Annotated in this window: 11 protein-coding genes and 1 tRNA gene; 7 read left to right on the top strand and 5 right to left on the bottom strand. The window is 47.2% G+C overall.

Going from position 1 to position 14,151, the window contains the following annotated elements:
• Positions 1 to 9: 9 nt before the first annotated feature.
• The 5 genes from ribD to QME03_RS04535 all read left to right on the top strand — a co-directional run bounded on the left by ribD (position 10) and on the right by QME03_RS04535 (position 7,412).
• A complete protein-coding gene (ribD, locus tag QME03_RS04555) occupies positions 10 to 1,047 on the top strand; it encodes a bifunctional diaminohydroxyphosphoribosylaminopyrimidine deaminase/5-amino-6-(5-phosphoribosylamino)uracil reductase RibD (RefSeq protein WP_281723613.1) in 1,038 nt (345 codons plus the stop codon).
• 1,198 nt (positions 1,048 to 2,245) lie between these two features.
• A complete protein-coding gene (locus tag QME03_RS04550) occupies positions 2,246 to 2,749 on the top strand; it encodes a flagellar biosynthesis protein FliQ (protein ID WP_281723612.1) in 504 nt (167 codons plus the stop codon).
• A 308-nt stretch (positions 2,750 to 3,057) separates the two neighbouring features.
• Positions 3,058 to 4,416 carry a dipeptidase gene (locus QME03_RS04545; RefSeq protein ID WP_281723611.1) on the top strand — a complete coding sequence of 453 codons (1,359 nt, stop codon included), beginning with the start codon at positions 3,058 to 3,060 and terminating at the stop codon, positions 4,414 to 4,416.
• 137 nt (positions 4,417 to 4,553) lie between these two features.
• Complete coding sequence (locus tag QME03_RS04540) at positions 4,554 to 6,632, top strand: GDSL-type esterase/lipase family protein (protein WP_281723610.1); 2,079 nt, start codon at positions 4,554 to 4,556, stop codon at positions 6,630 to 6,632.
• Positions 6,633 to 6,794: 162 nt separating this feature from the next.
• Positions 6,795 to 7,412 (top strand): methylated-DNA--[protein]-cysteine S-methyltransferase, encoded by a 618-nt coding sequence (locus tag QME03_RS04535; protein WP_462675813.1) that lies wholly within the window; start codon positions 6,795 to 6,797, stop codon positions 7,410 to 7,412.
• A 171-nt stretch (positions 7,413 to 7,583) separates the two neighbouring features.
• Here QME03_RS04535 and QME03_RS04530 read toward each other — a convergent pair.
• From QME03_RS04530 to pyrE, 5 genes are all read right to left on the bottom strand, one after another.
• A tRNA-Arg gene (locus QME03_RS04530) sits at positions 7,584 to 7,655 on the bottom strand.
• An 87-nt stretch (positions 7,656 to 7,742) separates the two neighbouring features.
• Entirely contained in the window at positions 7,743 to 8,096 is a 354-nt protein-coding gene (locus QME03_RS04525) for a hypothetical protein (protein ID WP_281723609.1), read from the bottom strand.
• 122 nt (positions 8,097 to 8,218) lie between these two features.
• Positions 8,219 to 8,818, bottom strand: coding sequence for a hypothetical protein (locus QME03_RS04520; protein ID WP_281723608.1), 600 nt, complete (start codon positions 8,816 to 8,818; stop codon positions 8,219 to 8,221).
• Between the two features lie 122 nt (positions 8,819 to 8,940).
• Positions 8,941 to 9,354: an SRPBCC family protein gene (locus QME03_RS04515; RefSeq protein ID WP_025815804.1), complete on the bottom strand. Its 414-nt coding sequence runs from the start codon at positions 9,352 to 9,354 to the stop codon at positions 8,941 to 8,943.
• Between the two features lie 297 nt (positions 9,355 to 9,651).
• On the bottom strand, positions 9,652 to 10,290 hold the full coding sequence (gene pyrE, locus QME03_RS04510; RefSeq protein WP_025815803.1) for an orotate phosphoribosyltransferase: 639 nt from the start codon (positions 10,288 to 10,290) through the stop codon (positions 9,652 to 9,654).
• Positions 10,291 to 10,565: 275 nt separating this feature from the next.
• Between pyrE and QME03_RS04505 the strand changes: the two genes are divergently transcribed.
• Together QME03_RS04505 and QME03_RS04500 are read left to right on the top strand one after the other, a co-directional pair.
• Entirely contained in the window at positions 10,566 to 13,235 is a 2,670-nt protein-coding gene (locus QME03_RS04505) for a carboxypeptidase-like regulatory domain-containing protein (protein WP_281723607.1), read from the top strand.
• 48 nt (positions 13,236 to 13,283) lie between these two features.
• Positions 13,284 to 13,997, top strand: coding sequence for a GLPGLI family protein (locus QME03_RS04500; protein ID WP_281723606.1), 714 nt, complete (start codon positions 13,284 to 13,286; stop codon positions 13,995 to 13,997).
• Positions 13,998 to 14,151: the final 154 nt, after the last annotated feature.

Here is a 14,151-nt window from a genome sequence, read left to right as displayed (position 1 = left end):
AGAAAAAAAATGGATAATAGCAATGTGAACGACACGGAAAAATGGTTGCCTCAAGCCGAAAAGGTCGCTATAAACGCCACCAATACGACTCAAGCCATAACCGAAACATCACCTTGTGCTGAACAAACTGCCGACAAACGCTACATGCAAAGATGCTTACAGCTCGCTAAATGCGGACTGCTTGGTGCTAAACCCAACCCCATGGTGGGGGCAGTGATTGTTTATCGGGGTAGAATTATTGGCGAAGGCTACCACGCACACTATGGAGAAGCCCATGCAGAGGTTAACGCTTTTGAATCGGTTAAGTCTCAAGACGAAGCCCTTTTGCCACAGGCTACGCTCTATGTTAGTCTTGAACCCTGCGCACACCACGGCAAAACGCCGCCCTGTGCCGACCTCATCGTCGCCAAAGGCGTGCCCCGCGTGGTGGTGGGATGTGTCGACCCCTACGCTAAGGTGCAGGGTCGAGGCATCGAAAAACTACGACAAGCGGGCATCGAGGTTGTTGTTGGTGTGCTCGAGAAAGCGTGTTTGGCGCTTAATCGCCCGTTTATGGTGTATCAACGCCACCATCGCCCCTACGTTATCCTGAAATGGGCACAAACAGCCAACGGCTTTATCGACCATCAGCAGCAGGCGTTGGCCATCTCTTCGCCATTCACCCAAATGCTTTCGCATAAGCTTAGGGCCGAATGCGACGCCATACTGGTGGGCAAAACCACCGACGAACGCGAACATCCTGAACTCAACACGCGCCATTGGTGGGGCGAAAACCCGCGCCGACTGGTGTTGCATCGGCATCAGCCCATCAACCAATTGCTCTCTAAGCTGTATCAAGACCAGGTGCAAACGCTCATTGTTGAGGGCGGTGCTATGGTGCATCGGGCGTTTATCGAGGCCAATTGTTGCGACGAGATACACCGCGAAACGGCTCCTTTCACTGTTAACAACGGCACGAAGGCCATCGACATCCCACCACATTTTGTGCTTTCCAAACAAGAAATCTACGACGGACACGTGCTAGAAGAGTTTGTTACCGAGTTTTAACCGCCCAATCGGTCGAACAAACTCTTATAACATGTTTTATATTGTGTTTGTTGCTTCTAGCACATCTTTCGGTTGCTTGTTTTCATCTTGCCTGTATTATTCTTTTGGTGCAGTGCATTTCGCCATCAAGAATAACACAGGCAATGTGCTCAACAATACATCAACTTTAAATAGTTCTTAACGCTAACGGGGCGCACAACAACGCTCACCCACAGCACAACACAAGGATGCGAACGCCAAAGTTGTAAAACTTTTCTACTAAATTTTAACATTATGAGTGCCCTCTCTGTAAAAATTCTGGGCCTTGGCTGCAAATTCTGGCGTATTTTATAAACTTATAACCAATTGGCTTTCTGCATATTACACACAAAACAGACCTAAAACACCCCTTTTGTCGCCTATAACGAGCGCCATTCATGGCAAGTAGGTGTTTGCCCTGCATACAAGGCGCAAATTGTATTTTTATGTGTGATTGGTCGAAAAAAGGGGGTTAATACTGCGTTTTCTATGTTTTTACCTTGCGTTTTGCTGCTAAACGCACAGCTAAATGCTGCTAAATGCGAGGTTAAATGCTGCTAAATGCAGGGCTAAATACAGCAAAATGCAAGGCTAAATACAGCAAATTGCAAGGCTAGATGCATAATATTTCGTGCTGTATGCAAGAAAAAGAACCGTAAAATGCTTGTTTTGCCCTGCTCAAATTGGGCGCTTTTTTCTGAAAATAGAAACGCAAAAGCATAGTAAATGGCAAAAATGGCGCTCATTTTCTCGCAAAACGTGTTTCGAACTTCAAGCATAATTGTGCTTTTACATAGCATTTAGCAGTGTTTTTTGTCTAGAAGGAGGTGAGAAGGCGCACGCACTTTGTAAATTATTTTTACCAAGATAACCATTACGCTAGCTCTTACCCTTTACTTAAGCGTAGGGCGCTAGTGGGTTTTTGCAGGCATATTGCTACAACAGGAGTAAAAATATATTGCAATCTCCCTGTATAATCTCCAAATAATATTACCTTTGCAAGCAAATTTTGTGGTCGACACGTAAGCACAAAGCCTTGTCGCGGCTTAGCAGCACCCATTGCGCCGCTACAAACGCGCAAGCCTACAGGCAAAAACGCCACCCCCTTACACCCCCCCTTAGAGCAAAGGCCAAAGCCAAATCAAAATAGACGATTAATTTAAAAATAATACATAGAAAAATGGAAAATAACAAAAAGAAAATTGCAATTGATGTTGACCAGAATTACGACCTCATGATGGTTAGACGCCTACCGGCACCACTACGTTGGGCGCTGATGTTGCCTTTGGCCTTTCTCGGCATGTCCATCGTTCACTTGGCTTATGGTGCTTTTATGCCCCGTCTGCTCACAGGCATGCACGATGAAGGTGGCGTATCAATTGTGCTCTCCTCGCTATTTATATGGTATAAATATTACGTCTTTGTTGTTGCCATGGTGGGAACAGCCCCTGTTCAGCGAGCCAAAAAACTGGCCTTTTCGTGGGTTGCTGTGGCAATAGCCATGTGCTTGTGTGCTGGCACCACCTCCATCACCTGCATCAATGCCGACGAAATAAACACCACCATGATGGCTGCAACAGCTGCTGCATCGGTGTTAGGCGCCTTGTGGGCAGTGTGGAAAGTGCGCAAAGTAACCTCCAAACCACTCGATGCCGAACAAGAACAAGATGCAACGCAAGCCTAACCACTAGCTTTATCAGCGCATCCACTTCATCTGCATAGTGCACAGCTGGCCACGTATAGGCCTTGTTCACAAGCATATAAGGGCGCAATGCACAGCCTTAAGGGCAGCATTGCGCCCTTAAGCCGTTTTTGTTAATAAATATGTAATTAGCAAAAAACACAAATAAAAGGCGTAACTTTGAAGCAATGTGGGGGTAAGGGCGTGGCACAAGGATGCAACACAAGGCCAAACGCCACACAGCACAACAACCCACTACTTGTAAAAACAATACATAACCTAACAATATTATCCCAAAAATTAATTGTAAGATGATAAAGAAGTATATTCAAGAGAACGAAGAACGTATGCTCGATGAGCTGTTCAGCCTTATCCGCATACCCAGTGTTAGCGCACAACAAGCGCACAAACCCGACATGCTACGCTGCGCCGAAAGATGGAAAGAACTACTATTGATGGCGGGTGTAGACCGCGCCGAGGTGATGCCTTCGGATGGCAACCCCATGGTTTACGGCGAAAAGATTGTTGACCCCAATGCTAAAACAGTGCTCATCTACGGCCATTACGACGTGATGCCCGCCGAACCTTTCGAACTATGGAAGAGCGAACCCTTTGAAGCTGAGGTGCGCGACGGACATATTTGGGCGCGTGGTGCCGACGACGATAAAGGTCAATCGTTTATTCAAGCTAAGGCTTTCGAGTATGTTGTGAAAAACAACTTGCTGAAACATAACATCAAATTCATCCTTGAAGGCGAAGAAGAGGTGGGCTCACCCAGTCTGGGCGCTTTCATCGAGAAGCATAAAGAACTGCTAAAATGCGACGTTATCCTGGTGTCGGACACCAGTATGATTGGCGAAGACATTCCTACACTCACCACTGGTCTACGCGGTATTGCCTACTGGCAGATTGAAGTAACTGGCCCCAACCGCGATGTTCACTCAGGACATTATGGTGGCGCCATTGCCAACCCCATCAACGTGCTGTGCAAACTCATTGCCGACGTAACCAACGAGGATGGAAAAATTCTTTTCCCTGGCTTCTACGACAAGGTGGAAGAGGCCAGCGACGACGAACGCAAGATGCTTGCAAGCATTCCGCTCGATTTGGAAGTCTACAAGAAATCTATTGAGGTAGACGACCTATTTGGTGAGAAAGGCTACACCACGCTTGAGCGCACGGGTCTGCGTCCCTCGTTCGACGTGTGCGGTATTTGGGGTGGCTACACGGGCGATGGTGCTAAAACGGTTATCCCCTCTAAGGCTTACGCCAAACTATCGTGCCGACTGGTGCCCAATCAAGACTATCAAGAGGTGGCCCAATTGGTGGTAGACTATTTCAAACGCGTTGCCCCCAAATCGGTGAAGGTAGATATCAAGTACCTCCATGGTGGTCAGGGTTATGTTTGCCCCATCGACCTGCCTGCTTATCAAGCTGCCGAACGTGGCGTAGAAATGGTGTTTGGCAAGCGTCCGTTGGCCGTTCGCTTGGGCGGAAGCATCCCCATCATCTCTACCTTCGAACGCATTCTGGGTGTTAAAACCATCCTCATGGGCTTCGGCCTAGAGTCTAACGCCATCCACTCGCCTAACGAAAACATGCCCCTAAGCATGTTCCGCAAAGGTATCGAGGCCGTGGTGAACTTCCACTTGGAATACGATAAGATTTAAACTTTGAGTAGGAAAGGAGAAAGGAGGAAGTAGAAAGTAGAAAGTAGTAAGTAGTAAGTAGTAAGTAGTACTTTACTACTTACTACTTTACTCCTTTTTCACCCTTTCCCCTTTAAAAGTTCTTTTATTTTTAAACAATGCGAAGCCCCCTCATCACCCTTTTATTATTCGCCCTTGCCTTAGCAAGTTTCGCCGCTGAACCGCTTCGCGTGGCCTGCGTTGGCAACAGCATCACTTACGGCTACGGGCTTTCGAACCCCGCAACCGAATCTTATCCAGCCCAATTGCAAACACTATTGGGTCAAAATTATAACGTGCGCAACTTTGGGCACTCAGGTGCAACCCTCCTTTCGCGCGGACATCGCCCCTATATACAGCAAGAAGCCTACAAAAACGCACTGGCTTTCAAACCCGATATAGTGGTGATACACCTAGGCATCAACGACACCGACCCACGCAACTGGCCGTTTTTCAGAGACGACTTTACCAAAGACTACATCGCACTTATTCGCACCTTTAAAGACGCCAACCCCAATGCCAAGTTCTACATCGCCAAGATGAGCCCCATATCTCACCGCCATCACCGCTTTGTGGCTGGCACACGCGATTGGCATAAGCTCATCCAGGCTTCTATCGTGCGCGTGGCTAAAAGCACTGGCGCACATCTTATCGACTTTTACAATCCGCTGTTGCCCTATCCACAAATGCTTCCCGACGGGCTGCATCCCAACAAAGCTGGCGCTGGCGTGCTGGCACGCGTGGTTTACCAAGCACTAACAGGCAACTATGGCGGACTGAAAATGCCAATGGTGTTCTCGGATAACATGGTGGTGAGACGCGAACGCAACTTTGAAGTGTATGGCACAGCCAACGCCGGACAAGTGGTTACGGGCTCGTTTGGCAACGACAAAACCAGCACCGTGACCAAAAACGATGGCACATGGCGCTTGCTCTTTGCCGCTCCACGCATGGGAAAAACCTACACCCTCACCGTAACAAGCGAAAAACGAACACTCAAATTTAAAAATATTGTGGCCGGAGAGGTGTGGCTCTGCTCGGGACAAAGCAACATGGCCTTCCCCTTAGCCAGCGACGAACAGGGCAAAGAGGCGCTCGCAATAGCAGACGACCCCAACCTGCGCGTGCTTAACATGGTGCCAAGATGGGATACCGACAACACCGAATGGTCGCAACAAGCACTCGACTCTACCAATAACCTGCAGTATATGCGCTGCAATGGCTGGCAACAAGCCACATCTAAGAACATGGGCGGCGTGTCGGCCGTGGCTTATTATTTTGCTAAAAGCCTGCGCCAAATGCTGAACATTCCCATCGGTATTATTGTTAATGCTGTGGGCGGAAGCACTACCGAATCGTGGATTGACCGCCAAACGCTTGAAGACGAATACCCCGAACTGCTGAACGACCGCTTTAAAGACAATGTGATGGTGATGCCATGGGTGGTGCAACGCATGCGAAAAAACATCGCCAAAGCTACAGATAAGTTGCAAATGCACCCCTATCAGCCCACCTATCTCTTCGATGCTGCCATCCGACCGCTTGCCCAATACCCCATCAATGGCGTTATATGGTATCAAGGCGAGTCGAATGCCGAAAACATGGAGATACACGAACGCTTATTCTCGCTTTTGCTAAACTCGTGGCGAACCAATTGGAACAACGCCCAATTGCCTGTCTACATGGTGCAATTGTCTAGCATCAACCGCCCTTCGTGGCCGTGGTTCCGCAATAGTCAGCGACAGATGGCCAACACCCTGCCCTATGTTTACATGGCCGTGAGCAGCGATGTGGGCGACTCGCTCGATGTGCATCCACGCAAAAAATACCCTATCGGCAAACGATTGGCCAACCTCGCCCTTTATCATCAGTACGATTTCAAACAGCTTACACCCTGCGGACCCAACGTGCAACGTGCCGTTGTGCAGAATGATGGCGAGGTGTGCGTGTACTTTAATTGGGCTAACAAACTGAAAACTGCCGATGGCCAAGCGCCTCGCACATTCGAAGTGGCTGGCTACGACGAGGTGTTCTACCCTGCCGAAGCCACCATTCACAACGAAGAGGTTAGGCTGAAGTGTCCACAAGTGGCCCATCCTGCTTTTGTGCGCTATGCATGGCAGCCCTTTACACGGGCCAATTTGGTGAACGGCGACGCACTGCCTGCTTCCACTTTCAGGGTGGAAGTGGAGCATTAGGCCCTAGGTCGTGAAATCTTTACTTGCCAGAACAACTTGATTGGGGCTAAACCCAACAAGCACAATAAATAACATGGGGCTGTTTTGTGGCTATACAGCGAATGTAAAGCCACAAAACAGCCCCTAACAATTTAGAAAAAATCTTGTGGATAAACTTTACTTATGCAACACAACAGCATACAACCAACATTACAGGGCGAGCAACACCCCACAATACCCCAAAGCAACATGCAACAACAGCCCATTAACAAGGCACAAACAAGCCGATTCTATCTTGATGTGCCTTCGCCCCTAGGCACATTGCGCCTTGAAAGCGATGGCGAAGCACTCACCGCGCTGCATTTTGAAGACACAAAAGCGGTGCATACAACCACGGTGGCATGGCACGAAGCCCCCCAATTGCCCCTGTTTAAAGAAGTGCAAACGTGGCTCGCACGCTATTTTGGAGGTCAAGACCCAGGTAATCGCCCACCCCTTCGGCCTCAGGGCACAGCCTTTCAGCAAGCCGTTTGGCAACAATTGCTGGCCATACCCCACGCCCAAACCACTACCTACGGCGCTTTGGCCGCACACCTAGCCAAACAAAACGCCTCGGGGCGCATGTCGGCTCAAGCAGTGGGACAAGCAGTGGGAAGCAATCCCATCAGCATAATCATACCTTGTCACCGTGTAATAGGCGCAAATGGCGCGCTAACAGGCTATGCGGGCGGACTGAAAAAGAAAGCGTTTTTGCTCAATGTAGAGCGTGGCAGTATTTCGCCACCTAAAGCGTATGAATGAAGACACAAAGAACGGGTGTTTTCGCTACGTTGAAACAAGAAAAAACAATGCCTTGCCACCCCTTATTTGCATCAGGATGGCAAGGCATTTGGCTAATTCTCTGCTTGAAGAGAGACCAAAGGGAGAAACCTTTAGCAGAACTTCATCTTTAAAGAGTTTGCTCGCCCTTTGTACTTCCACCGGGAATCGAACCCGGATCAAAGGTTTAGGAAACCTACGTTCTATCCATTGAACTATGGAAGCCCTAAATGAATGTGGTGCAAAGGTACGTTAAAAGACGCACAATGCAAAATAAAACGCCACTTTTGTTGAGGTTTGCGCCATAAAATGCTACATATTCGACATGCCGTGCAACAGGATTACAAGGCCATAAAATGCACAATAGAGTGCAGCCAATATCAATGCGACAAGTTTTATGCGCCTACTTTTGCGATAAGGGGCAAAGGCAAACCACAAAGCAGACAAAGGAAGGAGTGCAAGTAGAAACAAGCCCTTGGCCGTGGCTATGCTTGTAGCAAACGAGAGCAAGAAAAACACCAGATAATAAGCAAAAGCAAAACCAATGGTTAGGCGCACGGCCTTATCCCCTTTGGGTTTAGACAGCAAGGCGTAAGTGGCATAGATGATGGCCAGGAGCGACACCCAAACCATGTCGCACATAAAGAAGAGGGTGAAATTGTTCATTGGTTCTGATTTTAGAGGATGACCTCGTTGTGTGATGGTCAATTAAGACAGACAAGTAGGGATAGTTAGATAAGTTCTATAGAATAATCTATAAATATGGTGGTAGCAACAGTTGGCATGCGTTAATTCACCGCCAACACGCCATAAGGGCCAGTAGTAGAGGCTCGATAACGCACCAATTTGCTACCTTGAGCACCTTCGGCCACGTTTCCACCCGTCGAAAGATTGTATTTGCGATGACAATTGGCACACGTGGCAAAGCCATTGGCCTGCACCGTTAGCGCGAAGCTACGTCGCGGAACAGCCGTTGCCGAGAAGCAATTGGGGCATTGCAGGTCGTAGGCGTAAAGGATTGGCGGGTCTGAAAGCAGGCCATAACCCACAATCAGACCATTGTTCATGCCTAGAACCATGCCTCTACTTTGGTCGGCTGCGGTGATTTTAGATGCTTGTTGCGTAGTTCCGCCATTGGCAACAAACATTAATTCAGCATAGCTATTTTGCCCTGTGTAGCGCGTTTGCATGCTCACGCTTACAAAAACATTGCTATGAGGAGTCATTGCCGAAGCCAACACAAAGTTGTTGTGCACCTGATTATCGAACACAAAATAAGCGCGACGATTAGAAAACTCGTTCTCAACCTGTCCGCACGAGCTTAATAGGGCGAAAGCCAAGGGCAAAAGCATGACCAAGAACAATGTTGGGAACGTTGGTTTAGGCATAAGCAGACGACTAAAAAGCCTCACCCCAATCTCTCTCCAAGGGGAGAGAAGAGTGGTATGCAATGCGGTTGTAAGGCTGATGGATGTAATAAACAATTGTATTATAAACTTGGATTGGCTTCTCACTCGTACTTTATCACCTGCAGCAAGTCGGCCATTTTCTCCAACCCTTCGGTCAAAGGTTTTTTCACCATACCCTTAATAAAGGGGTTGAGTTCGGCTTTGATGGTGAGTTTCATTTTACAAGCATTGTCGCCATTGGGCACAACCTGTATCCAGAGATTGAAAGGCACGGGCGAAGTGGCCGTTTCGAACTTGATACACTTGGGTGCATCGCGGTCTACGATGCGCAGTTTAATGAGTCCAACGGGGTTAACGGTTACCGAAATCGAGTCGCTGTCGAAGGTCATCTGTTCCAATTTGTCTTCTGGCAGTTTGTCTTTTACGCGCTCAATGTTCGATAAATCGCTCAGCATGTTGAACACAGCCTCTTGCTTATAGGGTATTTGTCGGATACTACTTTCGAATGTAGACATGTGTAGGGTTTAAATAATGAATGAAAAGGACTAGCAACCAACTCACAACTGACCTGTTCCACCCCACAACCGGCCTCACCCCCAGCCCCTCTCCAAGGGGAGAGGGGAGTAATATGCAGTGCTATTACAATTCAACGACACATGGGCTTTCTCCATGCGCGAATGTTAGAGATAAGAATATGCAGTGCTATTACAATGTTAGAGATAAAATTATGCAGTGTAGCGGCAACGCATTTCACTCCCCTCTCCCCTTGGAGAGGGGCTGGGGGTGAGGCCGGTTGTGGGGTGGTTGTTTGTTTATTTATTAGGATTCCACTCAGCAGGGTTCTGTCGCCAGCTGTCAAGCAGCGCCAAATCATTTTGCGAGATATATCCTGTTTCGAGTGCAACCTGCACCACGTGCTCGTAATTGGTGAGCGTAATCAGGGGTACATTGGCCTCTTCAAAAGCCTTTTCGGCCACGGGGAAGCCGTAAGTATAGGCAGCCACCATGCCCACCACTTCGCAACCAGCTTTTCGAATGGCCTCTACAGCCTTCAAGCTACTGCCACCTGTAGAGATGAGGTCTTCAACAACAACCACCTTTTGTCCGGGTTTCAATTCGCCCTCAATGAGGTTTTCCAGTCCGTGGTCTTTGGGTTTGCTTCTTACATACACAAAAGGCAACTGCAATGAGTCGGCCACCAGTGCGCCTTGAGCAATTGCTCCAGTGGCAACACCAGCCACAGCCTCCACCTCGGGGAAATGTTCTAGAATGTGATGTGTAAGTTCCACCTTAATAAAATTGCGCAATTGGGGGAACGATAGCGTACGGCGGTTGTCGCAATAGAAAGGCGATTTCCATCCCGATGCCCATGTAAAGGGTTCGTTGGGTTGCAACTTAATGGCATTAACCTGAAGCAAAAGCGCTGCAAAATCTTTCTTGATGTTGTTCATATCCTTATGGAGAGTTTGTGGTTTGGGGCTTAGGGCCATGGTGTTGGCTTGTCGTCCTTTAATGTTTTATTATATATATAATGTGCAAAGTTACGCTATTTATCCTATTGGGCAAAATTTATATGCCGTGTTCTGTAGCTGTGGCAAAACAATAGCCTGCTATGCCACATTGTTTTCAATGCGCTTTTGTTTACCATTAAGTTTTTTTTTCAAGTCTAGAATATACATCTTTGTTTTTTTTTCTAACTTTGCATAATATCTTCAAACACCTAATTATGTACAAAAAAGCAGTCTTTACTCGGTCAACAATGACGCAGTGGGTGGCACAAATTCTAGCCTCACGAATGTTTTTCGCACTGTTTACGCTGTGCTTTGTAACCACTTTGCACGCCCAAAACACACTTGAAGGAACTGTAAAAACCGATTCGCTAAGTCCGAACGCGCGCTGCACGATTGTGATTTACGACAAAGACGACAAGCCATGGCAATCATTGGCCTGCAACGAGCATGGTAAATATCGTGCAGAAAACGTGCCTAGCGGACAAGTTAGGGTTGAAGCAAAGGCCATGGGGCATGTGTCGCAATCTAAGAAAGCTTTTCTTTTTGGAACAACATTGATGCAACTAGACTTCGAATTGAAGTCGGAAGCCATCAATCTTAAAGGCATCGAGGTGAAGTCTAGCCCCATTTTGGTAAACGGAGATACCACAACTTACTTCATGGCGCGCTTTTCAACTGACCGCGAAAAAACGCTGAAAGAGGTGGTAAATAATCTGCCTGGCGTGCGCTACGATGAAAAAGAAAACACACTAACCGTTAACGGGAAACGCGTAAGCAAGGTGCTAGTGCAGGGCGAAGACCTCTATCAAGGCAATGTGTCTACGCCAATGGAAAACCTTCCAGCTGCAGGTGTGGAACATTTTAAAGTTATCGACAATTATTCGGAGTACAATGTGTTCTCGGGTTTTCAAAGCAGCAACCAAACCGTTGTTGACCTTTCAATGAACAAAAGCATGCACGGACGACTTAGAGGACAAGCCGAAGCACTAGGCGGACTGCTTAATAAGGCTAACGCAAGAGGCTCGGGCATGCGTCTTGGCAAACGAATGATGACCAATATTATTGTGGCTGGCAATAATACTGGCGAACAAACAATGAAACCAACCGATATTGTGAATATCAATGGTGGATACAACGAAATGCTTTCTACCGACGACCCCATGACGAGCATACGCAAAACCTTCGACGATTACGCCATGATGCTAGACTATCGAGAAAATATTTACCGAAGAAATAACGGACTGGCTTCGGTTAACACCGTGGCTTCGCCCATCAAAAACCTAAAAATTTTGTGGAACGGTATTGTGGGAGCCGACTGCTATCGCATTAAAAGTATCGACCAATACGAATATCTTGGCGGACTTACCTACACCGATTCTACCCACGAACAGCAAAGCAAACAACACTTCTTATCCAACATTAAGTTGAAATTTTCTAACCAAAAGAATATGGAATTGATGCTTAGCAACCGAAGCTACTTGGGTAAAACCAACGGAAACACCGACCGAATGCTGCAAGGTCTTGACATCGATGAACTCACAAAAGGCAAACTGGCCACCATCAACAATACACTTACCTGGCTTTACCGACACGGTAAAAACGTGTTTAGCTATCATGCCGACCTCAATTTATTGATTAACAACCACCTCTATCGCTTTAACACGCGCAATGCTTCGCCCCTGTTCGCACCCCACTTACGCTCAGAAATGAAGATTAACCGACTTGAGTTTGCGGGTTCGGCACAGTATGTACGCCGATTTGCACACGATTACTTCGTGCGCCTTGCCTTACGCCACAAGCTACAAACATTCTCAACCACGATTAAAGGCGACAGCTTAGGCACCAACAACCCATTTATAGAAAAGCCTCTACGCTTTAACGACAATGGCGCAGAACTGAGTTTGAACAAAGACCAGGGGAAGTTTAGGTTTGGCCTTGGTGGGGTTTTCCATCTTTTCAACATTCGTTCGTCGCAACTGTTAAAACTAAATGTGTCGCCAAAGATAGCTCTTGCACCGCTGTTTAACATCACCTATCGCGCCAGCATGATGCATTACATAGAACTAAGACTTAAAAGCACCTACCAACCCATGAATCAAAACACCTTGTTCGACGGCCCTTACATCGCCGATTTTAAACGCATGAACTTTTCGCAAATAGATAATATACTGGCACACACCACCGAACTCTCCGCCATGCAAGCCTATGGCAACTTCTTAAAGGGCATCACACTCTTTAATATGATTGCACTTAGCTACAATCACAACGCCCTTACTTACGATTACAGCATGCTAAACCCAATGATTTCGCGAGCTATTAGTCGCAACGCCAGTGGGGGTAAGGCGCTGACGGCATCTTCTATGATTGAAAAAAAGATGATAAGCATACCGCTCAACATTCGCCTTTATGGCGTTATAAGCCTAGCCCGCTCGCCCTTTTTCTATCAAGGGATGGCACAAACATCCAACAGCAACGCACTAAACCTCAATCTTCGACTTAAAACCTTCTACAAACGGGGTTTTAATGGCGAACTGTTGGCTGGTGCTGCATGGGCAAATAGCAAGAGCGATATGCTTAATTCGCGCCAAAACGACTATCTGCTGAGTGCCGAACTGGGCTACATCGCCAACAAATGGCAAGCCACAATCAGCGCAGGACAACGCTGGCGCAAGGTTAATGGCACAAACTTGGGCTACACCGCATTGCGCCTTGCAATGGAATACGACCTCAACAAACACCTGCGACTAAGACTCGTGGCACAAGATATGCTTAACCTGAAACAACGATTGATGCAAGAACGCATCGTAGATAACTATTTCACGGGCACACGCAACATACATTACATGCCTGGAAACGTTATGGTTGGCGCAATGGTTACATTCTAAACATAAATCAAACATATACTTTTATTCGTCAATTTAACAATTAAACACATGAAAAGATTGCTATTATCACTGGCCTCTTTGTTGATGGCCACCATGCCCTTGATGGTTAGTGCACAAAAACTAACCGTGGAATACGAATCGAAAATTAACGCCAACTCGCCAGATGCAATGAAAGATGCTGGTCTGCCCGATGAAATGCGACACGCACTTATCGCCGCAATGGCTAACGTAAAGGCCGTTTACATCACCTATGTAGATGGGCCACAGGTTGAAGGACGCGTGCAAACTGCTAAAGAACCTCAAACCTTTACCTTCATGGGACAAACCATAGACGGTAACGATATGGTGAAAACGCAGCTGCAAAACATCACCTATTTTAACCGAGACACTAAAAAATCAGTGAATAAGGTTGACCTGATGGGTAAAAAATACTTGTTGGTAGACCCCTTAAAAAGCGACACGTTCGACGTGAAAACCAACGAAAAGAAAGAAATTTTGGGCTACGAATGCACCAAAGCGGTAAGCAAAGACGGCAAAAACACCATCTGGTTTACTAAACACATCCCCATAGAAGCTGGGCCTCTCTATGCCAATGTGGGCGGACTTATCCTTGAAGCCGAAATGCCCGACAATGTGTTTGTAGCAAAAAAAATAACAATGGACGTGGACCATGCCATCACCGAACCCACAGGGGGCGAACAAACAACCGAAAAAGCGTTTAAAGAAATGGTTAAAAAACTGGTGGATAGAATGCGCAGATAACAAACCCTACTCGTAAAAGGCAAGGATAGGCAAAGGCTAATTCTTGCCTTTGATGCATAACAACCCTACCCTTAGCAAGCTCCAACTGGCTTGCTAAGGCGCACAATGCCTACTATTTTAACGCTTAAACCCTATGATACTAACCCCACTAACC

The sequence above is a fragment of the Hoylesella shahii genome (assembly GCF_937990675.1).
Classification (GTDB): domain Bacteria; phylum Bacteroidota; class Bacteroidia; order Bacteroidales; family Bacteroidaceae; genus Prevotella; species Prevotella shahii.
This window is presented reverse-complemented; position numbering and strand designations above follow the sequence as displayed.